General features: G+C 68.7%; 25 protein-coding genes. 12 read left to right on the top strand and 13 right to left on the bottom strand.

Going from position 1 to position 24,928, the window contains the following annotated elements:
- The first annotated feature begins 11 nt into the window (after nt 1-11).
- The gene (locus HF203_RS07175; RefSeq protein WP_168668088.1) at nt 12-1,457 is read left to right on the top strand and encodes a TrkH family potassium uptake protein; all 1,446 of its coding nucleotides are present in this window, start codon (nt 12-14) and stop codon (nt 1,455-1,457) included.
- Between the two features lie 137 nt (nt 1,458-1,594).
- The gene (locus HF203_RS07170) at nt 1,595-3,571 is read left to right on the top strand and encodes a BCCT family transporter (RefSeq protein ID WP_168668086.1); all 1,977 of its coding nucleotides are present in this window, start codon (nt 1,595-1,597) and stop codon (nt 3,569-3,571) included.
- Between the two features lie 96 nt (nt 3,572-3,667).
- Here HF203_RS07170 and HF203_RS07165 read toward each other — a convergent pair whose 3' ends face one another.
- Nucleotides 3,668-4,102, bottom strand: coding sequence for a winged helix-turn-helix domain-containing protein (locus HF203_RS07165; RefSeq protein ID WP_168668084.1), 435 nt, complete (start codon nt 4,100-4,102; stop codon nt 3,668-3,670).
- A 262-nt stretch (nt 4,103-4,364) separates the two neighbouring features.
- Between HF203_RS07165 and HF203_RS07160 the strand changes: the two genes are divergently transcribed.
- The 4 genes from HF203_RS07160 to HF203_RS07145 all read left to right on the top strand — a co-directional run bounded on the left by HF203_RS07160 (nt 4,365) and on the right by HF203_RS07145 (nt 10,089).
- Nucleotides 4,365-5,558: an NAD(P)/FAD-dependent oxidoreductase gene (locus HF203_RS07160; RefSeq protein ID WP_246221686.1), complete on the top strand. Its 1,194-nt coding sequence runs from the start codon at nt 4,365-4,367 to the stop codon at nt 5,556-5,558.
- 19 nt (nt 5,559-5,577) lie between these two features.
- Nucleotides 5,578-5,991: a helical membrane plugin domain-containing protein gene (locus tag HF203_RS07155; RefSeq protein ID WP_168668082.1), complete on the top strand. Its 414-nt coding sequence runs from the start codon at nt 5,578-5,580 to the stop codon at nt 5,989-5,991.
- Nucleotides 5,992-6,084: 93 nt separating this feature from the next.
- The gene (locus HF203_RS07150; RefSeq protein ID WP_168668080.1) at nt 6,085-9,492 is read left to right on the top strand and encodes an MFS transporter; all 3,408 of its coding nucleotides are present in this window, start codon (nt 6,085-6,087) and stop codon (nt 9,490-9,492) included.
- A gap of 111 nt (nt 9,493-9,603) precedes the next feature.
- Complete coding sequence (locus HF203_RS07145; RefSeq protein ID WP_168668078.1) at nt 9,604-10,089, top strand: Hsp20/alpha crystallin family protein; 486 nt, start codon at nt 9,604-9,606, stop codon at nt 10,087-10,089.
- Nucleotides 10,090-10,182: 93 nt separating this feature from the next.
- On the opposite strand, the gene HF203_RS07140 is transcribed toward HF203_RS07145, so the two are convergent.
- Entirely contained in the window at nt 10,183-11,757 is a 1,575-nt protein-coding gene (locus tag HF203_RS07140; protein WP_168668076.1) for a carbon-nitrogen hydrolase family protein, read from the bottom strand.
- Between the two features lie 295 nt (nt 11,758-12,052).
- Between HF203_RS07140 and HF203_RS07135 the strand changes: the two genes are divergently transcribed.
- Complete coding sequence (locus HF203_RS07135) at nt 12,053-12,616, top strand: metallophosphoesterase family protein (protein ID WP_168668074.1); 564 nt, start codon at nt 12,053-12,055, stop codon at nt 12,614-12,616.
- Between the two features lie 11 nt (nt 12,617-12,627).
- The gene (locus HF203_RS07130) at nt 12,628-13,527 is read left to right on the top strand and encodes a PP-loop family protein (RefSeq protein WP_168668072.1); all 900 of its coding nucleotides are present in this window, start codon (nt 12,628-12,630) and stop codon (nt 13,525-13,527) included.
- On the opposite strand, the gene radC is transcribed toward HF203_RS07130, so the two are convergent.
- Nucleotides 13,411-14,085: a RadC family protein gene (radC, locus tag HF203_RS07125; RefSeq protein ID WP_168668070.1), complete on the bottom strand. Its 675-nt coding sequence runs from the start codon at nt 14,083-14,085 to the stop codon at nt 13,411-13,413. The two genes, HF203_RS07130 and radC, sit on opposite strands and share 117 nt — an antisense overlap.
- 99 nt (nt 14,086-14,184) lie before the next feature.
- Between radC and coaBC the strand changes: the two genes are divergently transcribed.
- The 3 genes from coaBC to argB all read left to right on the top strand — a co-directional run bounded on the left by coaBC (nt 14,185) and on the right by argB (nt 16,931).
- Nucleotides 14,185-15,396, top strand: a complete 1,212-nt coding sequence (gene coaBC / locus HF203_RS07120; protein WP_168668068.1) for a bifunctional phosphopantothenoylcysteine decarboxylase/phosphopantothenate--cysteine ligase CoaBC — start codon at nt 14,185-14,187, stop codon at nt 15,394-15,396.
- On the top strand, nt 15,380-15,838 hold the full coding sequence (gene dut, locus HF203_RS07115; protein WP_168668066.1) for a dUTP diphosphatase: 459 nt from the start codon (nt 15,380-15,382) through the stop codon (nt 15,836-15,838). The genes coaBC and dut overlap by 17 nt, the downstream gene beginning before the upstream one ends.
- 196 nt (nt 15,839-16,034) lie before the next feature.
- Nucleotides 16,035-16,931, top strand: a complete 897-nt coding sequence (gene argB, locus HF203_RS07110; protein WP_168668064.1) for an acetylglutamate kinase — start codon at nt 16,035-16,037, stop codon at nt 16,929-16,931.
- Nucleotides 16,932-16,934: 3 nt separating this feature from the next.
- On the opposite strand, the gene HF203_RS07105 is transcribed toward argB, so the two are convergent.
- Nucleotides 16,935-17,867 (bottom strand): DUF4124 domain-containing protein, encoded by a 933-nt coding sequence (locus tag HF203_RS07105; protein WP_168668062.1) that lies wholly within the window; start codon nt 17,865-17,867, stop codon nt 16,935-16,937.
- 135 nt (nt 17,868-18,002) lie between these two features.
- Nucleotides 18,003-18,644, bottom strand: coding sequence for an orotate phosphoribosyltransferase (gene pyrE, locus HF203_RS07100; protein WP_168668175.1), 642 nt, complete (start codon nt 18,642-18,644; stop codon nt 18,003-18,005).
- A 148-nt stretch (nt 18,645-18,792) separates the two neighbouring features.
- Here pyrE and HF203_RS07095 point away from each other — a divergent pair, with 148 nt between their 5' ends.
- Nucleotides 18,793-19,491, top strand: a complete 699-nt coding sequence (locus tag HF203_RS07095; protein WP_168668060.1) for a sulfite exporter TauE/SafE family protein — start codon at nt 18,793-18,795, stop codon at nt 19,489-19,491.
- Between the two features lie 15 nt (nt 19,492-19,506).
- Here HF203_RS07095 and HF203_RS07090 read toward each other — a convergent pair whose 3' ends face one another.
- The 8 genes from HF203_RS07090 to HF203_RS07055 all read right to left on the bottom strand — a co-directional run bounded on the left by HF203_RS07090 (nt 19,507) and on the right by HF203_RS07055 (nt 24,856).
- Entirely contained in the window at nt 19,507-19,965 is a 459-nt protein-coding gene (locus HF203_RS07090) for a DUF4426 domain-containing protein (protein WP_168668058.1), read from the bottom strand.
- A 44-nt stretch (nt 19,966-20,009) separates the two neighbouring features.
- A complete protein-coding gene (locus tag HF203_RS07085; protein ID WP_168668056.1) occupies nt 20,010-20,300 on the bottom strand; it encodes a DUF167 domain-containing protein in 291 nt (96 codons plus the stop codon).
- Between the two features lie 7 nt (nt 20,301-20,307).
- Nucleotides 20,308-20,883, bottom strand: coding sequence for a YggT family protein (locus HF203_RS07080; RefSeq protein ID WP_168668054.1), 576 nt, complete (start codon nt 20,881-20,883; stop codon nt 20,308-20,310).
- Nucleotides 20,880-21,710: a pyrroline-5-carboxylate reductase gene (proC, locus tag HF203_RS07075; RefSeq protein WP_168668052.1), complete on the bottom strand. Its 831-nt coding sequence runs from the start codon at nt 21,708-21,710 to the stop codon at nt 20,880-20,882. Before proC ends, HF203_RS07080 begins: the two co-directional genes overlap by 4 nt.
- A gap of 61 nt (nt 21,711-21,771) precedes the next feature.
- A complete protein-coding gene (locus HF203_RS07070; protein WP_168668050.1) occupies nt 21,772-22,467 on the bottom strand; it encodes a YggS family pyridoxal phosphate-dependent enzyme in 696 nt (231 codons plus the stop codon).
- Nucleotides 22,468-22,492: 25 nt separating this feature from the next.
- Nucleotides 22,493-23,110 (bottom strand): XTP/dITP diphosphatase, encoded by a 618-nt coding sequence (locus HF203_RS07065; RefSeq protein WP_168668048.1) that lies wholly within the window; start codon nt 23,108-23,110, stop codon nt 22,493-22,495.
- A gap of 34 nt (nt 23,111-23,144) precedes the next feature.
- Nucleotides 23,145-23,861: a ribonuclease PH gene (gene rph, locus HF203_RS07060; protein ID WP_168668046.1), complete on the bottom strand. Its 717-nt coding sequence runs from the start codon at nt 23,859-23,861 to the stop codon at nt 23,145-23,147.
- 56 nt (nt 23,862-23,917) lie between these two features.
- Nucleotides 23,918-24,856: a serine/threonine-protein kinase gene (locus HF203_RS07055; RefSeq protein WP_168668044.1), complete on the bottom strand. Its 939-nt coding sequence runs from the start codon at nt 24,854-24,856 to the stop codon at nt 23,918-23,920.
- Between the last annotated feature and the right edge of the window lie 72 nt (nt 24,857-24,928).

Below are 24,928 nucleotides of genomic sequence, written 5' to 3'. Positions count from 1 at the left end.
AGGTCGCATCTATGCGCCTGCCCCTGATCGCTGCCATCGTCGGGATCTACGCGCTACTGTTCGGTCTCACCCTGCTCGGCCCGATCGCGGTGGGGCTGTGGTACGGCGAGCCACAGTGGCGTCACTTCCTCGCCCCGCTACTCGGCTCGATCGGGCTCGGCACCCTGCTCTGGCGCGGGGGCCGCCACCACGCCGCCGCCCTCGGCGTGGCCGACGGCTATCTGGTGGTGGCGCTGTTCTGGATCCTGCTCAGCCTGCTCGGTGCCTGGCCCCTGCACCAGGGCTTCGGTTTGACACCGATCGATGCCCTGTTCGAGTCCACCTCCGGGGTCACCACCACCGGCGCGACGGTGATCGACGGGCTCGACACCCTGCCCCGCGCGCTGCTGTTCTATCGTCAGCAGTTGCAGTGGTTCGGCGGCATGGGGCTGATCGTGCTCGGGCTGGCGGTGATGCCGCTGCTCGGCATCGGTGGCATGCAGCTCTATCGCGCCGAGGCCCCGGGACCGCTCAAGGAGGAGAAGCTCACCCCGCGCCTGACCCAGACCGCGCGCACCCTCTGGACGCTCTATCTCGGACTCACCCTGGCCTGCGCCCTGGCCTATTGGCTGGCCGGGATGACGCCCTTCGACGCCCTCTGCCACAGCCTCTCGACGCTCTCGACCGGCGGTTTCTCCACCCATGACGCCAGCATCGGCTACTTTGCCAGCCCGGCGGTGGAGGCGGTGGCGGTCTGCTTCATGCTGCTCGCGGCGATCAACTTCGCGGTGCACTACGCGGCCTGGAGCACGCGCGACCCGGGGCGCTATCTGCGCGACACCGAGACTCGCGCCTTCCTCGCCCTGGTGCTCGGCTGTGTGCTACTGATCGGCCTGGTACTGCGGCTCGAGGGCGGCTACGACGGGCTCGACGAGAGCCTGCGCGATGCGCTGTTCGAGGTCGTCTCGGTGGTCACCAGCACCGGCTTCGGCACTGTCGACTTCGCCCACTGGCCCGACTTCCTGCCGATCTTGCTGATCTATATCAGCTTCATCGGCGGCTGCGGTGGCTCCACCGCCGGCGGCATCAAGGTGCTACGCGTGCTGCTGATGATCAAGCAGGGCTGGCAGGAGATCCGCCAGCGGATCCACCCCCACGCGCTGCTGCCGCTGCGTCTCGGCGGGCGCAGCGTCGATTCGCGCCTAGCACGATCCGTGTGGGGCTTCTTCGCCCTCTATCTCTCCACCTTCGCCCTACTCACCCTGTTGATGGTCCATGCCGGACTCGCCCCGCTCGATGCCTTCAGCGCGGTGGCCACCAGTATCAACAACCTCGGCCCTGGACTCGGCGAGGTCGCCTATAATTTCCAGTCGGTCAGTGACTTCGGCAAACTCATCGCCATCATCGCGATGTTGCTCGGTCGGCTCGAGATCCTCACCATCCTGGTCGTCCTCGCCCCGGCCTTCTGGCGTCGCTGAGCGCTGCGGCGAACAACCAGGATACAACCACGTCCACCGCCGAACAGGTCCACAAAAAGCGTACGACACTGCCCGGCGCGGGCGATTGCCTTTACTCTTAGGTACACTGCAAACCAAAAACCCCCCAAGGGTAATGAATGCAATCCACCCCAGAAAAAGCCCGACTCAACCCTCCCGTTTTCTATACCGCCTCGGTACTGATCGTGCTGATGGTGCTACTCACGGCGATCTTCCCCGAGACCGCCGATAGCTGGCTCCAGCAGGTTCAACACGCCATCGTCGAAAACGCCAGCTGGTTCTACGTACTGGCTGTCGCGGTGATCCTGATCACCGTCGCCTTCCTGGGTCTGTCGCGCTACGGCGAGATCAAGCTCGGCCCGGACCACTCCAGCCCGGACTACTCCTACACCACCTGGTTCTCGATGCTGTTCTCCGCCGGCATGGGCATCGGCTTGATGTTCTTCGGCGTGGCCGAACCGGTGATGCACTTCCTCTCACCGCCGGTCGGTGACGGCGCCACCGTGGCCGCCGCCCGCGAGGCGATGAAGATCACCTTCTTCCATTGGGGCCTGCACGCCTGGGCGATCTATGCCATCGTCGCGCTGATCCTGGCCTTCTTCAGCTACCGTCACGGCCTGCCGCTGACCCTGCGCTCGGCGCTCTACCCGCTGATCGGCGACCGGATCTATGGCCCCATCGGCCATGCCGTCGACGTCTTCGCGGTGATCGGCACCGTCTTCGGCGTGGCCACCTCGCTCGGCTACGGCGTACTCCAGGTCAACTCCGGGCTCAACCACGTCTTCGGCGTCCCGGTCGGACTCACCTCCCAGGTGATCCTGATCGCCGGCGTCACCCTGTTGGCGATCATCTCGGTCACCACCGGCCTCGACAAGGGCATCCGCCGGCTCTCCGAGCTCAACATGGGCCTGGCGATCCTGCTACTCGCCTTTGTGCTGCTCGCCGGCCCCACGGTGTTCCTGCTCCAGGCCTTCGTGCAGAACGTCGGCGCCTATGCCTCGGACATCGTGCGCAACACCTTCAACCTCTACGCCTACGAGAAGACCGACTGGATCGGCGGCTGGACCATCCTCTACTGGGGCTGGTGGCTGTCCTGGGCGCCCTTCGTCGGGCTGTTCATCGCCCGGGTCTCACGCGGGCGCACCATCCGCGAGTTCGCCATGGGCGTGCTCTTCATCCCCAGCGGCTTCACCCTGATGTGGATGACCTTCTTCGGCAACTCGGCGATCAACATGATCCTCAACGAGGGGCTGACCAGCCTCGGCGACACCGTCTCGAGCGATGTCACCCTGGCGCTGTTCGCCTTCCTCGAGCAGTTCCCGATGTCGGGCATGCTCTCGGTGATCGCAACCGTGATGGTCGTGGTGTTCTTCGTCACCTCCTCGGACTCGGGTTCGATGGTGGTCGACATGCTCTGCTCCAACGGCCACGACAACACCCCGCTGTGGCAGCGTATCTACTGGGCCACCGGTGAAGGCGTGGTCGCCGCGGTGCTGCTGGTCGCCGGCGGTCTCAGTGCCCTCCAGACCATGACCATCGCCACCGCGCTGCCCTTCGCCGTGGTCCTGTTGATCGCCACCTTCGGCCTGATCAAGGCGCTACGGGTCGATGCCGCCAAGCGCGACAGCCTGCAGATGAACGTCGCCCCGGTCATGCCCAATGAGCGCCTCGGCGACTGGCAGGACCGGCTCGACAACATCATGGATGCACCCAGTCGAGAGAACGTCAGCCGCTTCATCCGGCGCGTCGCCCGCCCCGCCTGTGAGGCCGTGGCCAACGAGCTGCGCAAGCACGACCTCGAGACCGCCGTCGAACTCGACGAGGCGCGCGACCGGGTGCGACTGATGGTGATGCTCGGCGACGAGGTCGACTTCATCTACGAGGTCCGCAGCCGCTCGCACGTCAAGCCGGCCTTCATCCAGCCCGAGTTCTCGGCCGAGGACGCACCCGAGGAACAGCGCTATTACCGCGCCGAGATCCACCTCGGCGAGGGTGGCCAGGACTACGATGTGATGGGCTGGTCGCGTGAATCGGTGATCAACGACATCATCAGCCAGTACCACAAGCACATGCACTTCCTGCACCTGCTGCGCTGATCCGTCCGATCGTCGGCCCCGGGGGTCGGCGATCGAGCCCATCCGCTTGCCTATACCGCTCGCCGCACCCGCCTCGCCTCCCGGGCGACGCCGCCGTCAATCGCCAGAGCGACAGGACGGTCGCGGCGGCCCCCAGTCCGACGCCCTCCCCTCACCACGCCCGTAGAGCGCGCGCAGGGTCTCGATCATCTCGTCGAAGCGGGTGTCGAACAGCACCTCCACCCGTTCGGTCGGATAGAGCCGGATCGAGCGCCCCTCGCGGCGCATCTCGATATAGCCGTCGGCGGCGATGCGCTTGAGCTTGCGGTGCACGGTGGCGAGGCTCAGGTCGAGACAGGTGCTCAACGAGGAGATGTCGTGGGGACGGCCCTCGAGGCGCGCCTGGATCACGGTACGGATCATCAGGCTCGAGAGCGGATCGCCCCACATCCCGCTCTCGATGGCATAGAAGCGGTTCAGGCACTCGATGATCGCCCGGCGAACCTGGTCGACCGGATCGACGGGGACGGAAGGGGATGGATCGACGGGCATGACAGGGACCTTTTCAGATTGGAAAACTCGGTTATTCCCTTTTCCCCGGCGGCCAAGTACCGTGGATCACGACACCATGAGGGACCGAGTCAACCCGCCACGACTGTTCGCGAACCAGCCGTCCGGGCGGCCCCGCATGGCACTGAAGCGCGCCCGGGAACGGGACGCGCACGGGATCGGCAACCGCCCGGGAGGCGGCGCCGGGCGAGCACCCCGGCCACCGGCCCGTCCGACTCAGGTTCGCAACACGAGACGAGGGTGGATGATGAAGAAGCGCATCGTCATCGTCGGTGGCGGCATCGGTGGCACCATGACCGCCAACAACATGGTCTCCAAGCTCGGCGTCGAGATCCGGCGCAACCAGGTCGAGGTGATGTTGATCTCCAACTCACCCTGGCACTACTACAAGCCGGCCTTCATGTACGTCGCCTTCGACATGTACCACAAGGCCGAATTACGCCGCAAACAGGCCACCCTGCTGCGCCCCGAGGTGCGCTTCGTGGTCGACGAGGTGGAGGCCTTCGAGTTCTCCGCCAGCCGTCTGCACACCCGCAGCGGCGCCCACTACGACTACGATTATCTGGTCGTCTCCACCGGCTGCCTGCCTGCGCCCGAGCGCATCGAGGGGCTGGCCGAGGCCGGTGACCACTTCTACCAGTTCGAGCCGGCCCGGCGCCTGGCGCAGAAGCTGCGCACCATCGAGCGCGGGCGCATCTTCATCACCGTCACCTTCCCCAAGACCCCGGACGTCCCCCACCAGTGCGGGATCGCGCCGATCGAGACCACGCTGATGGTCGACGAGCTGCTGCGCCGACGCGGCGTGCGCGACCGCGTCGAGATCCTCTACACCTACCCCACCGTCTCGCAGCTGTTGCGCAACTGTCTGTTCATGCAGAAGCAGACCTGCGAGGTCCTGCCGCAGATCTTCAGCGACCGCGACATCCACTTCAAACGCGGCTTCACCCTCGAGCGCGTCGACCCCGATGCCCGCGTCGCCCACTCCACCGAGGGCGACAGCGAGGACTTCGACATCTTGATGTCGACCCCGCCGATCCGCGCCGTCGACGCGGTGATCAACTCCGGCGTCTCCGAGGCCGCCGAGGACGAGGGCTGGCTGCCGACCAACCGTCGCAGCCTGCAGCTCAAGGGCCATCCCAACGTCTACTGCATGGGCGACACCGTCGACCTGCCGATCTCCAAGGCTGGCGGCTCCTGTCACAACCAGTCGCCGGTGATCATCGACAACATCGCCTTCGACCTGCGCCAGGGCGCCACCCCGGCGGTCTACGACGGTCGCGTCCAGGCGATCGCGCAGATGGGGCTCGAGGCCGGAATGCCGCTCTGGTACGACTACGACCAGGACGTCCAACCGACCCCCCCGACCAAGGTCGGCGGGCTGATGCGCAAGACCTTCAACCGTGGCGTCTACTGGGCCACGGCACGCGGTCTGGTGTAGTGGAGAGGAGGACCCGATCATGCTGACCGCCACCAAACCCCAGGACGCCGCAGCGGTGCTCGCCGACCCCGACACCGCCGAGGGGCTGCGCGACCTCGCCGAACACCTGACCCCACTGCTGCAGGGGCGGCGCCTGCACAATGTCGTCGACCTGCTCTCGGCCACCTCCGACTTCATCGACATGGCCGACGACCAGCTCACCCAGAAGCTCGCCAAGGCCTTCGAGGAGGTGGTGTGGGCCGGTTGGTCGGCCGGCAACGCGCTGCGCAGCGCCTCGGCCACCGCCGCCGACAGCGAACCGCCGACCCTGTGGCAGCTCTCGCGCCAGCTCAACGACCCCGAGGTCAGGCGCGGGCTGTTCTTCATCATCCAGCTGCTCGGTGCCGTCGGTCGCCAGGTCGCGCTCGAGGCCGAGATCCCCGAGGACGACTGACCGGGCCGCGCCATGGCGCGCGCGCATCCGCCTGCCTAGACTCGGGTGGAAGGTCACCGCCTCCCACCCGACTCGGTACGCGAGGATCGCACCATGGATCAGTCGCCACGGCCCACCGCCACCACCCAGCTGCAGGCGCTGGTCGCACTCAACGGTCTCGTCGCCGGCGGCGTGCTGGCGCTGCTGCACCGCGCGCTGTCACCCGCCGCCACCGCGCCGCTCGCCGAGCCCCTGGTGTGGGCACTGCTGCTCGCGCCCCCGGCGCTGCTCGCCCATGCGATCGGTGGCCGGATCGACCGCCACGGCGCCACCCCGCTGCTGCGGCTGGCCGCCTGGACCCAGGCGCTGCTGGTCGCGGGACTCGCCGGACTGCAATGGCTCGGCTGGCCGGGCACGCCCTGGCTCGCGGCGCTGCTGCTCGGCGCCCAGCTCGCCCTCTTCGCCCCGGCGGTGGTGGCACGCCTCCAGGGGCTCACCGGCAAGCATCGGCTGGGGGTGGCCAACGCCCAGTTGCTCGGCGCGCTCGGGCTGGGGCTGCTCGCCGGCTGGTCGTTGCTGCTCGTCACCCCCACGGGCGCGGACCTGGCGACACGACTGCGCCAGCTGCTCCCCGCGCTCGTCCCGCTGGCGCTGGCCGCACTCGCCCAGCTCGCGCTGACCCGCGCCCTGGCGCGCGTGCCCGAACCGACGCCGGCGCCGCCGCGGGTCCAGCCCCTATTCGCCGAGATTCGGGCGTTGCGCGCCAACCCGGTGATCTGGCGCTCGCTGATCGGCCTCACCCTGTTCTGGGCGATCGCCGCCGGGCTGCTGTTCGGCCTCCCCGCCGCGCTCGACGAGCGTCCACTGCCCCTGCTGTGGCCGCTGACCGCCGGGCTCGTCGGCCTCGTGCTCGGCGCACTGCTCGCCGCGCGGCTCTCGCGCGATCACATCGAGAGCGCGCTCGCCTCCTTCGGCGTCATCGGCGTCGCCGTCTCGCTACTGCTGCTGCCCGGGCTTTCCGGCGGCGCCCAGGTGCTCGCCCTTGCCGCCTTCGGGCTCGCCGGCGCCCTCTTCCTGGTGCCGCTGCAGGCGCTGATCCAGTTCCATGTCACCGCCAGCCACGGCAGCGCCCTGGGGTGCGCCCAGGCGCTCTCGCGCGCCGGGGTGCTCGGCGGTACGCTGGCAGTGGCCGCCGCGCTCGCGCTCGGCGTCGCCCCCGGCGCGCTGCTCGGGGTGCTGGCGCTGACCGCCCTGCTCGGCGCCGGCTACACCCTCTATCACCTGCCGCAGTCGCTCGCCCGCTTCGTCGCCGGTCGACTGCTCGCCACCCGCTACCGCCTGGCGGTGATCGGGGTCGAGCAGCTGCCGCCGCTCGGCGGTGTGCTGCTGCTCGGCAACCATGTCAGCTGGATCGACTGGGCGGTGGTGCAGATGGCCGCGCCGCGCCCGGTGCGCTTCGTCATGGAGCGCGGGCTCTACGAGCGTTGGTATCTGCGCCACCTGCTCGACTTCTTCGGGGTGATCCCGATCTCGGGCGGCGCCAGCCGCGAGGCCACCGCGCGGGTGACCCAGCTGCTCGAGGCCGGCGAGGTGGTCTGTCTGTTCCCCGAGGGCACGCTGAGCAAGAACGGTCAGCTCTCGGCCTTCAAACGCGGCTTCGAGCGTGCCGCCAGCGCCGCCACCGGCGCGGTGATCGTGCCCTTCTATCTGCGCGGGCTTTGGGGCAGCCGCTTCTCGCACGCCAGCGACCAGCTCAAGGCCAACCGCCGGGTCGGGCGCACCCGCGACCTGGTGGTCGCCTTCGGCGCGCCGATGACGCGCGAGAGCAGCGCCGAGCAGGTCAAGCAGGCGGTGTTCGAACTCTCGGTGAGTTCCTGGCAGCGCCATGTCGAGCAGCTGCCAAGCCTGCCCGAGGCCTGGCTGGAGGCCAATCGGCGCACCCCGGCGCGGGTCTGCCTGGCCGATGCCGAGGGCACCAGTCTGGGTCAGCCCCGGCTCGCCGGCGCGGCGCTCGCCTTCGCCCTCGAGATCCGCGCCCACTGCCCCGGGCCGCGGATCGGCATCCTGCTGCCGGCGAGCGTCGGCGCCGCGCTCGCCAACCTCGCCGCGCTGCTCGCCGGCAAGACGGTGGTCAACCTCAACTACACCACCGGGCCCGAGGTGCTGCGCCAGTCGATCGCCCGCGCCGACTGCGGCGTGGTGCTGACCTCGAGGCGCTTTCGCGCGCGGCTCGCGCAGCGTGGCATCGATCTCGACGCGGCACTCGACGGGGTCGAGGCGGTGGCGCTGGAGGACCTGCGCGGGCGGATCGGTCGGGTACGGCCACTGCTGCTGATCGTCCTCGCCCGGCTGCTGCCGCCGCGCTGGCTGCTGCGCGCGCTCGGCGCCCGGCTCGATGCCGACGAGACCGCGGCGATCCTGTTTTCCAGCGGCAGCGAGGGCCTGCCCAAAGGGGTCGAGCTGACCCATCGCAACATCCTCGCCAACGTGCGCCAGATCGCCGACGTGCTCAACACCGAGCGCGACGACCTGATCCTCGCCAACCTGCCGCCCTTTCACGCCTTCGGGCTGACGGTCACCACCTTCCTGCCGCTGCTCGAGGGCATCCCCGTGGTCTGTCACCCCGACCCCACTGACGCGCTCGCCAACGCCCGCGCCATCGCCCGCTATCGCGCCACCGTGCTGTGCAGCACCTCGAGCTTCCTGCGGCTGTATCTGCGCCACCCGCGGGTGCACCCGCTGATGCTGCAGTCGCTGCGGGTGGTGGTCGCCGGCGCCGAGCGACTCGACCCGGAGGTGCGCAAGGCCTTCCTGCTGCGCTTCAACAAGCCGATCTACGAGGGCTATGGGGCCACCGAGACCACCCCGGTGGCCAGCGTCAACGTCCCCGACGCGCTCGAGACCGCCACCTGGAAGGTGCAGATCGGCTCGCGCCCGGGCAGCGTCGGCATGCCGTTGCCGGGCACCAGCTTCCGCATCGTCGACCCCGAGGACCTGCGCACCCTACCCCCCGGCGAGGAGGGGCTGATCCTGATCGGCGGGGTGCAGGTGATGAAGGGCTATCTCGACGATCCCGAACGCACCGCCGCGGCGGTGATCACCCTCGACGGCATGCGCTGGTACCGCACCGGCGACAAGGGCCGGGTCGACGCCGACGGCTTCCTCACCATCGTCGAGCGCTACTCGCGCTTTGCCAAGATCGGCGGCGAGATGATCGGGCTCGGTCATGTCGAGCAGCAAGTCAAGGCCGCGCTCGCCTGCCCCGAACTCGACCTGGTGGCCACCACCCTGCCCGACCCGCGCAAGGGCGAGCGCATCGTGCTGCTGGTCAGCGCCGTGCTCGAACTCGACCAACTGCGCGGTCAGCTGCGCACGGCGGGGATGACGCCGCTGGAGATGCCCGCCGAGATCCATCAGGTCGAGCGCATCCCCAGGCTCGGCAGCGGCAAGGTCGACTACGGCGCAAGCCGTCGGCTGGCGGCCGATCTCGCGACCTGCAAGACGCCAAAAGAATCACCATAAGCGCATGTTATAAAAGAAATAAAAACAAAATGGTCGGGATTGAAAACGGCCGCTGACAGGCTATGCTTGAAGCAGGAACCCCGAGCTGATGCGAGGGAGGAGGGGAGTGCCATGAAGACCAAGACGAAGATGCCCACCGAGACCAGCACGCAGCGCGCGCCGACACTGTTCGACGAGATGGATCGCGCCTTCGAGCAGATGATGCGACAGGGCTGGCTGCAGCGTCCGTTCACAGGGCTGTGGCCGGGCTGGGGCACCGAGACCAAGGCGACGGCGGTGGTACCGCGGATGGACGTGATCGACCGCGACGACGAGATCCTGGTCCGCGCCGAGGTGCCTGGCGTGGCCCGCAAGGACCTGGAGATCGAACTCAGCGGACGGCTGCTCACCATCCGGGGCGAACGGGCGCACGAGGCCCGCGAAGAGCACGGCACCTACTGCCACACCGAGATCGCCCGCGGCAGCTTCACCCGCAGCATCCGGTTGCCCGATGAGGTCGCCACCGAGCGGGTCGAGGCGACCTTCGAGGACGGCGTCCTCGAGGTCCACCTGCCGAAGACCGAGCGCGCCGAGCGCCGCCGCGTCGAGCTGAAGTGATCACCCACCGCGCGGGACCTTGAGCCCGCAACGCCCCCGGTGCCGACACCCGGCCCGGGGGCGCATCGTTTCGGCCCCAGCACGACCCGCCCCTCAGCGCTCGCGCCACACCGTGGTGTAGAGATCGTGACGCCGATCCTTCAGGTTCTGCACCGTGCCCGAGTTGCGCGCCGCGCGCAGCGCCTCGAGACGCAGGTCGGCGAAGGCTACGGTCTCGACGTTGGGCGTGGTGTCGGCGGCGATGCCATCGCGGGCGAAGGGGAAGTCACAGGGGGTGAGGATGCAGCTCTGGGCGTACTGGATGTCCATGTTGTGCACGTTCGGCAGGTTGCCGACGTTGCCCGAGAGGGCGACATAGCACTGGTTCTCCACCGCCCGCGCCTGACAGCAGTAGCGCACCCGCAGATAGGACTGACGCTCGTCGGTGCAGAAGGGCACGAAGATGATGTTGGCCCCCTGGTCGACGAGATGGCGGCCGAGCTCGGGGAACTCCGCGTCGTAGCAGATCAGCACCCCGATGGGGCCACAGTCAGTGTTGATCGCGTTGAGCGAGTCACCGCCCTCGATGTTCCACCAGTAGACCTCGTTGGGGGTCGGATGGATCTTCGGCTGCTCGTGGACCTCACCGCCGCGCAGACAGACGTAGCAGATGTTCTCGACCCGGCCATTGGCCATCCGCGTCGGGTGTGAGCCGCCGATGATGTTGATGTTGTAGCGCACCGCCATCTCGCTGAGCGCCTCTTTGAGCGGCGTAGTGTACTTGGTGAGCGCCTCGATCGACTCGGCCGGCGACAGCTCCTGGCCCTCCATCGATAGCAGCTGTAGCGAGAACAGCTCGGGGAAGACCACGAAGTCGGCGCGATAGTCGGCGGTGACGTCGACGAAGTAGCGCACCAGATCGAGGAAGGCGTCGAACGACTCTACCCGGCGCTGCATGTACTGCACCGTGGCCACCCGCACGGTGTCGGGCAACCGCGCCCCATAGCGCTTGGCGCGACGCTCCTCCTGCTCGTCGGGGGCATTGGGATTGCGCCACAGCAGATGCACCGCGTAGCCGAGCGACTCCTTGTCCTCCTTGAGATAGTCCGGCAGCAGCCCGAGCACCTCGAAGCCGTTGCGCATCTGGAAGGCGAGCACCGGGTCGCGCTGACGGCTGGCCCTGGCCTCCTCGAGATAGTGCTCGGGACCGTCGAAGCGACGCACCCGCCGCGCCAGGGTCGGCAGCCGGCCCCCGAAGACGATCCCCTTGGCGTCCCAGGCGCGCGCCAGCTTCTTGCGCGCGTCGTAGAGACGCTGACCGATGCGCAGCCCGCGATAGTCGGGATCGACGCAGACCTCCATGCCATAGAGATAATCGCCGTCGGGGTCGTGCCGCGAGGCATAGCCGCCGCCGCTGATCTCGGCCCAGGTATGGGGCTTGAGCGCGAACTGGCCGCTGATCAGGAAGGTGGCGCAGTAGCCAACGACCTCACCCTGGTACTCGGCGACGAACTGCCCCTCGGCGAAGTTGTTGATCTGGCCGCGCAGCATCGCCGCCGAGTAGGTCCCCATGCCGGTGCCCTGGTAGACCTTGGCAACCAGGGCGCGGATGGCAGGGATATCGGCGATGCGCGCATTGCGGACCAACAGTTGAGGCTTGGTGGATCGGGCCTGGGTGGAGCTGGACATGTCGAGCACTCCTCACGACGAGTAGGGACTCACTGACACCTAGCGTGTGGACTGATTGTGTCAGACACCAGGGTCTTGTCGATGTGCCCCGGTCACCCTCACATTGAGGATTGTCAGTAGACTGTCGCGATCATCCCCGGCGGGCCGTCCAGCAAACGCCCCGCCAGCGCCACCCAGGCCCCGGGCATGCGGACACTCGCGACCGCACGCACGGCGTGATCCGGCATCGCACCCGCACCACCCGACGGCCTTGGCGACGGATGCCTTCGCCACGCGCCGTTCATGGACCGAGATCATGCCAACCCCCGCCCCACAACCCGAACCCGCGCTGCGCGTGGCCCTGCTCGCCGATACCCACGGCAGTCTCGATGGACGCATTGAGCAGCTGATCGTCGACTGCGACCTCGCGGTGCACGCCGGCGACATCGGTAACGCCGCCATACTCGCGCGCCTACAACCCCGTCAGGGACGGGTGCTCGCCGTCTACGGCAACAACGACTCGCCCCGCCAGTGGCCGAGCGCCGACCGCGAGCTGCTCCAGCACCTGCCGGAGTGGCGCGCCTACCCCCTGCCCGGCGGCACCCTGGTGGTGATCCACGGTCACCAGACCCCGGCCCGCGATCGCCACGGCTGGCTGCGCCGGCGCTTTCCCGAGGCCCGGGTCCTGGTGTACGGTCACAGCCACCGGCTGGTCGTTGACACCGACGCCGCGCCCTGGGTGCTCAATCCCGGGGCCGCGGGACGTACCCGGACCCACGGCGGCCCCTCCTGCCTGATCCTCGAGGCACGCGCCTCGGCCTGGACGGTCGAGGTGCACAGATTCACCCATTCGCACGCGCCACGCGCGCGCATCGCCTGACGACACCATTCATGAGTTCAACCACCGCGCACCTCGTCAAACCCCCGAAGTCCCTGCTGCGTCAGGTCGGCCGCGCCATCGCCGACTTCCGTATGATCGGCGACGGCGACCGCATCCTGCTCGGCGTCTCCGGCGGCAAGGACTCGCTGTCGCTGCTCCACGTCCTCGCCCATCTGCGCACCTATGCCCCGGTGCGCTTCGAGCTCGCCGCGCTCACCGTCGACCCCGAGGTGCCGGGCTTCGACCCGCAGCCGCTCAAGGACTACTACACCCGCCTCGGCGTGCCCTGGCACTACGAGCAACAGCCGCTGATGGAGCAGGCCAAGACGCACATGGATGGCGACTCCTTCTGCGCCTACTGCTCGCGGATGAAGCGCGGCATCATGTACCGCCTCTGTCGCGAGCACGGCTACAACGTGCTCGCCCTCGGCCAGCACCTCGACGACCTCGCCGAGAGCCTGATGATGTCGCTATTCCACGGCGGCCAACTGCGCACCATGAAGGCGCACTATCGCAACCAGGAGGGCGACCTGCGGGTGATCCGCCCGCTGGCCTACTGTCGCGAACGCCAGACCGCCGACTTCGCCGCCCACGCCGGGCTGCCGGTGGTGCCCGATAGTTGCCCGGCCTGTTTCACCATGCCCTCGCAGCGCGCCTACATGAAGACCCTGTTGGCACGCGAGGAGCGCGAGCACCAGGGGCTGTTCGCCAACATGCTCCACGCCATGCGCCCGATCATGACCGAGGGCGAGCTGCCCGAACCGGGCTGGCCGAGCGACCGGCCGCGACCGGACTCAGAGCAGACCGCGCTCGGCGAAGGAGACGCCCTCGCCGGCGCCGATGACGAAGTGGTCGAGCACGCGCACGTCGATCAGCGCCAGGGCGGCGCGCAACCGCTCGGTGATGCGTAGATCGGCCTGGCTCGGCTCGGCGACCCCGGAGGGGTGGTTGTGGGCGAAGATCACCGCCGCGGCGTTGGTCTCGAGCACCCGCCGCACCACCTCGCGCGGGTGCACGCTGGCGCCGTCGACGGTGCCGCGGAACAGCTCCTCGTAGCGGATCACCCGGTTGCGGGTGTCGAGGAAGAGACAGGCGAAGATCTCGTGCGGCGAGCCGTAGAGACGCAGCTTGAGATAGTCACGGGTGCACTGCACGTCGCTGAGTGCGTCCTCGCCGCCGATGCGGCTGAACAGATAGCGGCGGCTGAGTTCGAGCACCGCCTGGAGCTGCGCGTACTTGGCCGCACCCAGCCCCTTGCCGGCGCAGAAGCGACGCTGATCGGCGGCGAGCAGGCCGGGCAGCCCGCCGTAGTCGGCGAGCAGCTCGCGTGCCAGATCGACCGCGCTCTTGCCGGTCACCCCGGTGCGCAGGAAGATCGCCAACAGCTCGGCGTCGGTGAGCGCCTGCGCGCCGTGCGCCAGCAGCTTCTCGCGCGGGCGCTCGGCGCGCGGCCAGTCGCGGATCGGCATCGGCGCCGTCTCCCGCCGGGTGCCGCTGGCCCATGGCCCGCGATGGCACCCGGCGATCTGCGTTAAACTGGTCGGATTCGAACACCAAGGATACACGATTTGTCGACTCAACCAAGCGCGGGATCCCGCATCCTGCTCGGGGTCGGGGGCGGTATTGCCGCCTACAAGTCGGTCGAGCTGGTCCGTCGCCTCAGCGAGCAGGGCTGCGAGGTACAGGTGGTGATGACCCGGGCGGCCACCGCCTTCGTCGGTCCGCTGACCTTCCAAGCCGTCTCCGGGCGCCCGGCCCGGGTCGAGATGCTCGACTCGGGCGCCGAGGCCGGGATGGGCCACATCGAACTCGCCCGCTGGGCCGACCAGATCCTCATCGCACCGGCCACCGCCGACCTGATGGCGCGACTGGCCGCCGGCATCGCCGACGACCTGCTCACAACCCTGGTGCTGGCCAGCCCGGCACCGCTGGCGCTCGCCCCGGCGATGAACCAACAGATGTGGCGCCACCCGGCCACCCAGGACAACCTGGCGCGGTTGCGCGCGCGCGGCGTCCAGGTGATCGGCCCCGGCGTCGGCGTCCAGGCGTGCGGCGACGAGGGCCCGGGGCGGATGCTCGAACCGGCCGAGATTGCCGCCGCGCTGCACCCGGCACGACCGCTCGACGGGGTCCGGGTACTGCTCACCGCCGGCCCCACCCGCGAGCCGCTCGACCCGGTGCGCTATCTCGGCAACCGCAGCTCCGGGCGCATGGGTTATGCGCTGGCCGAGGCGCTCACCGCGCTCGGCGCCCGGGTGACCCTGGTCAGCGGCCCCACCGCGCTGACACCACCACCGCTCGAGCAGGTGGTACAGGTCGAGACCGCGCTGCAGATGCACGCCGAGGTGCTCGCCCGTGCCGACGCCTGTGAGCTGTTCGTCGGCACCGCCGCGGTCGCCGACTATCGCCCGGTCGATCCGGCCGAGACCAAGATCAAGAAGGAACGGGCCGCGCTCGAGATCCGTCTCGAACGCAATCCCGACATCCTCGCCGAGGTCGCCGCACGCCGCCCCGCCCCCTTCACCGTCGGTTTCGCCGCCGAGACCGAGCGCGTCGAGCACTATGCCCGTGGCAAGCTCGTCGACAAGGGCCTGGACATGATCGCCGCTAATCGTGTCGGCGGTCCGCGTGGCGGCTTCGAGCGCGAGGAGAACGCGCTTACCGTGCTCTGGCCCGATGGCCAGCGCGACCTGCCCATGATGGCCAAACCCCGACTCGCGCGGGCGTTGGCCGAGCTTATCGCCGAACGCTATCTCGAACACCATGCACCATCGTCTTGACGTCAAGCTGCTCGACCCCCGACTCGGGCGTGACTATCCATTGCCGCAATACGCCACTGCCGGCTCGGCCGGGCTCGACCTGCGCGCCATGCTCGAGGCCCCAATCGAACTCGCCCCCGGCGACGCCGAGTTGCTGCCCACCGGCATGGCGATCCACATCGCCGAGCCCGGTGTCGCCGGGATGATCCTGCCGCGCTCCGGGCTCGGTCATCGTCACGGCATCGTCCTCGGCAATCTGGTCGGGTTGATCGACTCCGACTATCAGGGGCCGCTGATGGTCTCCTGCTGGAACCGTGGCACGGCCCCCTTCCGCATCGAACCTGGCGAGCGCATCGCTCAGTTGGTGCTGGTGCCGGTACTGCAGGCCGAGCTGCGGGTGGTCGATGCGTTCGACGCCACCAGCCGTGGCGAGGGCGGCTTCGGCCACACCGGCAGACACTGAATCGAGCGCCAGAGCGCGCGCCGGCGACCCGCCGGCGCGGCGCCGCGCCACGCCGGGAACGCCACCCCATCGGTCTCCAGGAGCGTCCCGGCGCCACTGCGCCCGGAGACGCGCCGATCGTCTCCACACGCCCCACCCGCGTCCAGCCCGCGCCGCCCGGCGCGCCGACGCACCGATAGACCCGGACACCACACAGATGACACTCGCAAACGAACGCGCCCATACCATCGCCCACGTCCTCAACGAATCGCTGCCCTATATCCGCCGCTTCCAGGACAAGACCATGGTGATCAAGTACGGCGGCAACGCCATGGTCGACGAGCGCCTCAAGCAGGGCTTTGCCCGCGACGTGGTGCTGATGAAGCTCGTCGGCATCAACCCGGTGATCGTCCACGGCGGCGGCCCGCAGATCGGCTCGCTGCTCAAGCGCCTGGGCAAGGCCACCAAGTTCGTGCAGGGGATGCGGGTGACCGACGCCGAGACCATGGACGTGGTCGAGATGGTCCTCGGCGGACTGGTCAACAAAGAGATCGTCAACTTCATCAACCAGCACGGCGGCCATGCCGTCGGTCTCACCGGCAAGGACGGCGACCTGATCCGCGCCCGCAAGCTGGTGCTGCACGGTAGCGCGCCCGAGCTCAAGGCCTCCGAGATCATCGACCTCGGCCATGTCGGCGAGGTCGAGAGCATCGCCCCCCACGTCCTGCACATGCTGGTCAAGAGCGACTTCATCCCGGTGATCGCACCGATCGGGGTCGGCGAGGACGGCCGCGCCTACAACATCAACGCCGACCTGGTCGCCGGCAAGATGGCCGAGGTGCTCGAGGCCGAGAAGCTGCTACTGCTGACCAACACCCCGGGGCTGCTCGACAGCGAGGGACACCTGGTCAACGAGATCGATGCAGCCCGGGTGCAGACGCTGATCGACGAGGAGGTGATCACCGGGGGGATGCTGCCGAAGATCCGCTGCGCGCTCGACGCGGTCCACTCCGGGGTACGCTCGGCGCACATCATCGACGGACGCATCGAGCACGCGGTGATGCTCGATCTGTTCACCGACGAGGGCGTCGGCACCCTGATCCGCAGCCGCTGAGGCTCAGCGCAGCGCAGCGCGGAAGCCGCGCACCGCCGCCTTGGCGGCGGTGTCGATGCAGGTATCGGCACCGGTCAGACGGTTCTTGCACTGCAAGTCGAGATAGAGCACCGTGCCCTCCTCGAGCCCACTCAACCGCGCCAGGGTGAGCACCCGCACCTCACGCTCGTCGCGTGCCCGGGCCATCAGCAGATCGATGCTCTGATGCAGCTCGGGCGTGCCGAAACGCGCCTGCAGATAGGCACGCGCACGCTCCCAATCGCGGCCACAGCCGACCAGATCGCGGCAGGTGACGCGGTGCGGCGGCGCCGACGGCGCTTGGTCCGGGATCTCACCCAACCCCCGCAGCTCACGCAACCGCGCCTCCACGGCGGCGAACTGACGACGCACGGCGTCCTTGTCGTGTTCGAGCCCGACGATCCGACGATAGTCGTCGAGGATCTGCCCCTCGACCTCGATCACCTCCGCCTCCAGCGCCCGAGCGACATCAAGTTGGTCCCGATCCTGCCCGGCGAGTCGGTCAGCGAGCCCCTCGAGCCGGTCGCGTTGGTGACGGATACCATCGCGCAAGACCTGGATACGGGCGTCGATCCCGGTCAGCCGCCCGTCCCTGGCCATGCGCACGTCCTCAACGCTGCGGTAAGTGGCCAGGATGCGCTGATCGCGCGCGCGCGCCTGCGCCTGCGACCGCGCCGCAGCGCGCTCCTGCTCGCTCGGGACCGGCGGCACCCGCTCGCGCTCGACGCCGCGAGCGTCGAGTTCGGCATGTCCCTGTTCGACCGAGTCGGCGGGCAGGAAATCGCCATAGTGGACATTGCCCGCCTCATCGACCCAACGATAGAGACGGCCGTCGCCAGCCTGGGCGTAGCAACACCCCAGCAGCAACGGCACAGACAGCCAGTAGAGGTGACGAAGGGGCGAGAATCGCTTCGACATCGTTGGGCCTCCGGACGATCTGGTGGCGGCCCGGCGCGCCCTCACAGGTCACGTCAATCCTCGGGCACGGATAGAACCACCGGGCCGGGCAGCGCATACTGCCCCGCCCTCCATGGCACCCGGAATGGGAAATGATCAGGCGCCGTAACGGGCGCGATAGTCACGTACCGCGGCGGCCATCTCGGTGGCCTCGGGACGTTCACCGAGGAAGGCGATGAGGTCGCCGAGGGTGACCACACTGTAGACCGGCATGGCATAGGTCTCCTCGACCTCCTGCACCGCCGAGCGGGCATCGCGCCCACGCTCCTGGCGATCGAGCGCGATCACCACCCCTGCGGGTTCGGCGCCGGCGGCGCGGATGATCTCGACCGACTCGCGCACCGAGGTCCCGGCGGTGATGACATCGTCGATGATCAGCACTCGGCCACGTAGCGGACTGCCGACGATGGTGCCGCCCTCACCATGGTCCTTGGCCTCCTTGCGGTTGAAGGCATAGGGCTGGTCACGATCGTGCTCGGTGGCGAGCGCGATGGCGGTGGTCGCCGCCAGCGGAATGCCCTTGTAGGCGGGGCCGTAGAGCACATCGAACTCGACCCCGGCATCGACGATGCGCTGGGCAAAGGCCTTGCCCAACCGCGCCAGACGCACCCCGCTGTCGAACAGACCGGCATTGAAGAAATAGGGGCTCTGACGGCCGGATTTCAGCGTGAACTCGCCAAACCTGAGCGCACCGATCGAGGTCGCGAAGTCCAGAAGGTCACGCTGGTAGTCTTGCATCATGGGGGCGTCCTGAAAGAAAACGTCGGGTGGATGGATCAACGGTCGATGCGGCGATTGCGCCTCGACACGTGGTGTCGCAACAGCAATAGGATAAACGCTCAGCGGCACATTTGAGCAGGGGCGATGCCCTGCGGGGAGGAGATCAATGCTCGAACAGGCCCCACTGGGACTCTATCCCACCGCCTTCCTCGTCGGCCTGCTCGGCGGCGTGCACTGCCTGGGGATGTGCGGCGGCGTGGCCGGCACCCTCACCCTCGGGCTCGATCCCACGACCCGCACCCGACCACTGCGCCTGCTGCCCTTCCTGCTCGCCTACAATCTCGCGCGCATCGCCGGTTATGCCCTGGCCGGGGCGCTGGTCGGCGCGCTAGGGGCACTGCTGGTCGAGCTCGGTCCGCTGCTGGCGGTGCAGCGCGCGCTCTATGGCCTCGCCGGGGTGGTGATGATCCTGCTCGGGCTCTATCTCGGCGGCTGGTGGCGGGCGCTCGCCCCCGCCGAACGGCTGGGACTGGTGCTGTGGCGCCGGCTCGAGCCGCTCGGGCGCGCGCTGTTGCCGATACGCACCCTGCCGCGCGCGGCGCTGATCGGGTTGATCTGGGCCTGGCTGCCCTGCGGGCTGGTCTACAGCATGTTGATCAATGCCCTGGCGAGCGCCGATGCCGGACGCGGCGCACTGGTGATGCTCGCCTTCGGCGCCGGCACCCTGCCAACCCTGGTCGGGCTCGGGCTGCTCGCCGGCGCCGCGGCCCGGCTCGGCGAGCGCGTCTGGGTGCGCCGACTCGCCGGGGTCGTAGTGATGGGCTTCGGGGTGCACGCGCTCGGGCAGCTGGTGGTGCTGCGCTGAGCACGCGCGGCGGGGTCAATCCTCGGTGAAGAACTGCTGTTCGAGCTCGACCTCGGTGGTCTGATCGCTGCCCTCCGGGGTCACCGCGATACGGAACACCATCAGCTGCTCCTCCTCGATCGGGAACTCGCCGACATAGTGCACGGTGCCGCGCTCGGGGATGGTGATCTCGCGCATCGGCACGCGCGTGGTCTCGGTCGAGGGCGGGGTCAGGGCCTCGACCTCGATGCGCGCGCGTGTCGGCGCACCCATCCCCTGTTCGCTCGGGCCGCGCACGCCGACGTTGAGCATGCCGCGACGCTTGCTGCGCAGGATGTCGAACTCGCTGGCGATCTCGGGATTGAGCGTCGCGGTGGGGATGGCGTTGTAGTGGATGTGGTAGCCATCGGCACTGGTGGTGGTCTCGGCGCCGACCGGGGCGCTGAGGCTCAGTGCCACGCCGAGCGGGAGCAGCAAGGCTCGAAGTCTGAACATGACGCAATCTCCTGTTGAACACATTGAGCGAAAGACTCGCGGCTTCAGGGACGCTCGACGGGCAGCGGCAGCTGCGGCGGCGCCTCGATACGCAGCCGCTTGTAGCGAGCATGCTCGCCCCCGATCAGGGTGACCCGCGAGGGTGCCACCCCGAAGGCGTCGGCGACGAACCGACGCAGCGCCTGATTGCCCTTGCCATCGACCGGCGGGGCCTTGATCCGCACCCGGTAGTACTCGCCACCGGGATCGGGGCCGACAAAGGCGTCACGCGGGGCACGCACCTGCACCCGCAGCGACAGCTCCAGATCCTCTCCGTTCCAGCGGTACCAGCTCATAGCCGCCTCAGAAGGGGTTGCCGACGAGGAAATTGAGCGGCGGCACCAACAACATCTCCAGCAGCACCAACCCGATCAGTACCAGCATCGGCGACAGATCGATGCCACCGATCGGCCGAATCAACCGCTGCGCTGGGCGCATGATCGGATCGGTCAGGCGCACGAGTAGCGCCACGGCCGGATTGAAGGGATCGGGGTTGACCCAACTGAGGATCACCCGCGCCAGCACGGCGAAGAAGAAGATGTCGAAGAACAGCTCCAACACCCCGGGCACGGCCCAGCCGAGCACCGCGAAGGGCGAGCGCTCGACCCCGAGCAACAGCATCAGCAACAACGACTCGACGGCGAGCAGCAACCACACCAGCAGCAGCGAGGCGAGATCGAGCCCGCCGTAGCCGGGCACCAGCTTGCGCAACGGGCGCAGCACCGGGGTGGTGACCTTGACCACGAACTGCGAGATCGGGTTGTAGAAGTCGGCGCGCACCCACTGCAGCAGAAAACGGATGGCCACCACCGCGGCATAGAGTCCGAACAGGGTCTGGATCAGGAAGACGACGGGATTGAGCAGATAGGACGAACTCATGACTGCGCCTCGAGTTCGGCCGAGATCTCGGCGGCACGATCCCGCGCGGCACGCGCGGCACGCGCTACCAGGTCGTGCAGGTCAGCGCCGTCGAACACCGCCAGCGCCCGTGCCGTGGTACCGCCGGGCGAGGTCACCCGCTCGCGCAGCCGCGCCGGGGTCTCCTCACTCTCCATCGCCATCTTGGCCGCGCCGAGCGCGGTCTGCACGGTCAACAGACGCGCCGTCTCGGCATCCAGTCCGAGGGCGACACCGGCCTCCTCGAGCGCCTCCATGAAACGCAGGAAGTAGGCCGGACCACTACCGGAGACGGCGGTAACGGCATCGATCTGCGCCTCGCTCTCGACCCAGCGGGTCAGCCCGGCGGCGCGCAGGATGGTCTCGGCATGGTTGCGCCCGGTGGCGTCGACCTCAGCACTGGCGTGCAACCCGATCGCGCCAGTCTGCACCATCGCCGGGGTGTTGGGCATCGCCCGTACCACCGGTAGCGGCGCGCCGAGCCAACGCTGCAGCGTCCCCTCACGCACCCCGGCCATCACCGAGATCACCAGCACCCGGCGGCCGGCGAGCGCCGGGGCCAAGCCACGACAGACCGCAGCGGCGATCTGCGGCTTGACGCACAGGGCAATGATCTCGACCCCGTCCAGTGCGGCGTGGTTATCGGCAAAGGGACGCACCCCGAAGCGCGTCTGCAGCTCACCGCGACGCTGGGCATCGGGCTCGGCGACCCGGATCGCGGCGGCATCGTAGCCGTCGGCGATCAGGCCGGCGATCAGGCTGGTGGCCATGTTGCCGCCACCGATGAAGGCAATGCTGGCTGTCGTCATGTCAACCCCGGAAACGAATGGAAACCATGCGGCAGACACCCCGCGGGTGCCATGCCAAAGCTCAATTATAGGGACGCGGGCCGAACACCGCGGTACCGACCCGCACCAGGGTCGAGCCCTCGAGGATCGCCGCCTCGAGATCGCCCGACATCCCCATTGACAGACACTCCAGTGGAGTGGCCGGGGTGGCCAACGCGTCGCGCAGCTGGCGCAGCGCGCGGAAGGGCGCGCGCTGCACGGCCTCGTCCTCGGCCGGCGGCGGCAGCGTCATCAGCCCGCGCACGCGCAGCGCCGGCAGGGTCTGGCACAGCGCCAGCAGCTCGGCGACCTGCTCGGGTACGAGCCCGGCCTTGCTCGCCTCGCCGGCGAGGTTGACCTGGAGGCAGACATTGAGCGGCGCAGCGCCCGCAGGGCGCTGGTCGTTGAGCCGACGGGCGTGATCCGGGCTGCACAGCCCGTGCACCCAATCGAAGTGAGCAGCGATCTGGCGCGTCTTGTTCGACTGCACCCGACCGATGAAGTGCCACTCGATGCCGGGGGCCTCGAGTGCGCTGATCTTGTCGAGCGCCTCCTGCACATAGCTCTCGCCGAAGGCGCGCTGACCGGCGCCATGGGCGGCGGCGATAGCCGCCAACGGCTGCTTCTTGCTCACCGCCAGCAGTGTGATTGTCGCCGGGTCGCGCCCGGCGCGCGCGGCGGCGGCCTGAATCCGCGACTGCACCTGCTGCAGCCGCGCGTCGATGGTCTCTTGGGTCATGATCGATCGCGTATCGGTTGGAGGCTCAGGCGCGCGGCGGCGCCAGCCGCGCCTGCAGCAAGCGCAGCGCCTGGCCGCGATGACTGAGCCGGTTCTTGGTCTCGGCGTCGAGCTCGGCGGCACTGCAGCCGGTCTCGGGGACGAAGAACACCGGGTCGTAGCCGAAGCCGTTGGTGCCGCGCGGGGTCTCCAGCACCCGGCCCTCCCAGGTGCCCTGACAGATCACCGGGGTCGGATCCTCGGCATGACGCAGATAGACCAGCACGCACTGGAAGCGCGCGCCGCGCGCCTCGGGGGCGACCCCGGCGAGCGCACGCAGCAGTTGAGCAAGGTTCTCGGCATCGCTCGCGTCCTCACCGGCATAGCGCGCCGAGCGGATCCCGGGCGCGCCCTGGAGGGCATCGACCTCGATCCCGGAGTCGTCGGCGATTGCCGGCAGCCCACTGTGGCGCGCGGCGTTGCGCGCCTTGAGGATGGCGTTCTCGACAAAGGTCAGCCCGGTCTCCTCGACCTCGGGGATGGCGTGGTCGCGCTGCGGCTCGACCTGCAGCCCGCTGGCGGCGAGCAACTGGTTGATCTCGCGGACCTTACCGGCATTGTTGCTCGCCAGCACGATCCGGGTCTCGGGTGCGTTTGGGTTCATGGCAGGGTCCATCGGCAGGTGGATTGAGCGGTGATCAGTCGGCCAGCACCGCGCGCTGCGCGGCCTGGATCTCACGGATACCGGCCTCGCCCAGCGCCAGCAAGGCGTCGAGTTCGCTGCGGGCGAAGGGCACGCCCTCGGCGGTGCCCTGGATCTCGATGAAGCGCCCGTCGGCGTCCATCACCAGATTCATGTCGGTCTCGGCCTTGCTGTCCTCGGCATAGTCGAGGTCGAGCACCGGCTGGCCCTCGAACACCCCGACCGAGACCGCCGCGACCTGGGTGTGCAACGGATCGGCGCCGAGCGCGCCACTGGCGAGCAGACCGTCGACGGCCTCGCGCAGCGCCACCCAGGCGCCGGAGATCGCCGCGGTGCGGGTACCGCCGTCGGCCTGGAGGACGTCGCAGTCGAGGGTGATGGTGCGCTCGCCGAGGGCGTCGAGATCGATCGCCGCGCGCAGCGCGCGCCCGATCAGACGCTGGATCTCGAGGGTACGCCCGCCCTGCTTGCCGCGCGCCGCCTCGCGGGGACTGCGCTCGCCGGTGGCGCGCGGCAGCATGCCGTACTCGGCGGTCACCCAGCCCTTGCCCTGACCACGCAGGAAGGGCGGTACCCGGGCCTCGACGCTGGCGGTGCAGAGCACGCGGGTCTCGCCACACTCCACCAACACCGACCCCTCGGCGTGCTTGGTGAAGCCACGGGTGAAACGCAGTGGGCGCAGCTGATCGGGACGGCGTTGGGATGGTCGCATGGGGTCTGGCTCTCTATTGATGGGCCGGTCATCTTCGACCGCCACCCCCAGGGGCGTCAATGCGCCTCCGCACTGACCAGACGGCTATCGCCACCGGCCTCGGCCAGCTCCGCCCGATGACGTTCGAGCTGCGGGCGCAGCCACGCCAGTAGCGCGCTGGCATCGTGCGGGCGGCGCGCCGCCTCCATCTGCATCGCCCAATCGACCGCCTCGAGCAAAAAACGCGGATAGCGCCCGGCGAGCGCCTCGCAGGCCGGCACCAGGGTATCTTGCTTGTTGCGCTCGAGCGCTGGCGGCGGGGTGGTGCGCTCCATGCACGCGCGAATGGTGGCGCCGACGGCATAGACATCGGTCCAGGGACCGAGTTCGGCGCGACTGAAGTACTGCTCGACCGGCGAATAACCGGCGGTGACCACCTGGCTGCCACGGGCGCGCTCACGGTTGAGCGGGTGCACCGCGCCGAGATCGAGCAGCAACGGTTGGTTGCCGTGACGCAGATGGATGTTACCGGGCTTGACGTCGAGATGGACCATCGCGTGTGCATGCATCAGCGCCAGGGCATCGAGCACCGGCACGAAGACATCCAGCAGAAAGGTGGTGCTGAGGCCGCCGCGGCGCTGCTGCAGATAGGCCGAGAGGTTGCGCCCGCGCTCGTTGGGCATGACCAGATAACCGGTGTCGTTGGCGAGAAAGAAATCGAGCACCCGGACGATGCTCGGGTGCTGCAGCGAGGCCAACGCCTGCACCTCCTGGAAGAACAGCCGCCGACCGTGGTGCAGCGCCAGCGCCTGCTCGGCGGCCATCGGCACCACCCGGCCGTCGCGCTGACGCCGGGCGAGCTTCTTCGGCATGTATTCCTTGATCACCACCTCGGCACCGCTGTCGAGGTCGTGCGCCAGATAGATCAGGCTGAAACCACCCTTGCCGATGACCTCGGCGAGCTGATAGGCACCCACCAGGGTGCCCGAGGAAAGGCTTTTTCGCGCCAAGGCCATTGCTGCGTATCTGCCACTCAACTGAAATTCGCATGCACCATGCCGGCCCCCTCATCGTATCTTCCGAAGGGG

The organism is Marichromatium bheemlicum (genome assembly GCF_012276755.1).
Lineage (GTDB): Bacteria > Pseudomonadota > Gammaproteobacteria > Chromatiales > Chromatiaceae > Marichromatium > Marichromatium bheemlicum.
The sequence above is the reverse complement of the archived record's forward strand: the minus strand, read 5'-3'. Positions and strand labels throughout refer to the sequence as shown.

Excerpts from the sequence above, each read along its gene's own strand:
- HF203_RS07135 (WP_168668074.1), top strand. The coding sequence starts at position 12,053 with ATGCCAACCCCCGCCCCACAACCCGAACCCGCGCTGCGCGTGGCCCTG.
- proC (WP_168668052.1), bottom strand. The coding sequence starts at position 21,710 with ATGACGACAGCCAGCATTGCCTTCATCGGTGGCGGCAACATGGCCACC.
- HF203_RS07165 (WP_168668084.1), bottom strand. The coding sequence starts at position 4,102 with ATGCCCGTCGATCCATCCCCTTCCGTCCCCGTCGATCCGGTCGACCAG.
- HF203_RS07090 (WP_168668058.1), bottom strand. The coding sequence starts at position 19,965 with ATGTTCAGACTTCGAGCCTTGCTGCTCCCGCTCGGCGTGGCACTGAGC.
- argB (WP_168668064.1), top strand. The coding sequence starts at position 16,035 with ATGACACTCGCAAACGAACGCGCCCATACCATCGCCCACGTCCTCAAC.
- HF203_RS07140 (WP_168668076.1), bottom strand. The coding sequence starts at position 11,757 with ATGTCCAGCTCCACCCAGGCCCGATCCACCAAGCCTCAACTGTTGGTC.
- HF203_RS07055 (WP_168668044.1), bottom strand. The coding sequence starts at position 24,856 with ATGGCCTTGGCGCGAAAAAGCCTTTCCTCGGGCACCCTGGTGGGTGCC.
- HF203_RS07070 (WP_168668050.1), bottom strand. The coding sequence starts at position 22,467 with ATGACCCAAGAGACCATCGACGCGCGGCTGCAGCAGGTGCAGTCGCGG.
- HF203_RS07130 (WP_168668072.1), top strand. The coding sequence starts at position 12,628 with ATGAGTTCAACCACCGCGCACCTCGTCAAACCCCCGAAGTCCCTGCTG.
- HF203_RS07145 (WP_168668078.1), top strand. The coding sequence starts at position 9,604 with ATGAAGACCAAGACGAAGATGCCCACCGAGACCAGCACGCAGCGCGCG.
- HF203_RS07095 (WP_168668060.1), top strand. The coding sequence starts at position 18,793 with ATGCTCGAACAGGCCCCACTGGGACTCTATCCCACCGCCTTCCTCGTC.
- HF203_RS07155 (WP_168668082.1), top strand. The coding sequence starts at position 5,578 with ATGCTGACCGCCACCAAACCCCAGGACGCCGCAGCGGTGCTCGCCGAC.
- HF203_RS07160 (WP_246221686.1), top strand. The coding sequence starts at position 4,365 with ATGATGAAGAAGCGCATCGTCATCGTCGGTGGCGGCATCGGTGGCACC.
- HF203_RS07170 (WP_168668086.1), top strand. The coding sequence starts at position 1,595 with ATGCAATCCACCCCAGAAAAAGCCCGACTCAACCCTCCCGTTTTCTAT.
- HF203_RS07085 (WP_168668056.1), bottom strand. The coding sequence starts at position 20,300 with ATGAGCTGGTACCGCTGGAACGGAGAGGATCTGGAGCTGTCGCTGCGG.
- HF203_RS07150 (WP_168668080.1), top strand. The coding sequence starts at position 6,085 with ATGGATCAGTCGCCACGGCCCACCGCCACCACCCAGCTGCAGGCGCTG.
- dut (WP_168668066.1), top strand. The coding sequence starts at position 15,380 with ATGCACCATCGTCTTGACGTCAAGCTGCTCGACCCCCGACTCGGGCGT.
- HF203_RS07175 (WP_168668088.1), top strand. The coding sequence starts at position 12 with ATGCGCCTGCCCCTGATCGCTGCCATCGTCGGGATCTACGCGCTACTG.
- HF203_RS07065 (WP_168668048.1), bottom strand. The coding sequence starts at position 23,110 with ATGAACCCAAACGCACCCGAGACCCGGATCGTGCTGGCGAGCAACAAT.
- HF203_RS07105 (WP_168668062.1), bottom strand. The coding sequence starts at position 17,867 with ATGTCGAAGCGATTCTCGCCCCTTCGTCACCTCTACTGGCTGTCTGTG.
- radC (WP_168668070.1), bottom strand. The coding sequence starts at position 14,085 with ATGCCGATCCGCGACTGGCCGCGCGCCGAGCGCCCGCGCGAGAAGCTG.
- HF203_RS07080 (WP_168668054.1), bottom strand. The coding sequence starts at position 20,883 with ATGAGTTCGTCCTATCTGCTCAATCCCGTCGTCTTCCTGATCCAGACC.
- rph (WP_168668046.1), bottom strand. The coding sequence starts at position 23,861 with ATGCGACCATCCCAACGCCGTCCCGATCAGCTGCGCCCACTGCGTTTC.
- pyrE (WP_168668175.1), bottom strand. The coding sequence starts at position 18,644 with ATGCAAGACTACCAGCGTGACCTTCTGGACTTCGCGACCTCGATCGGT.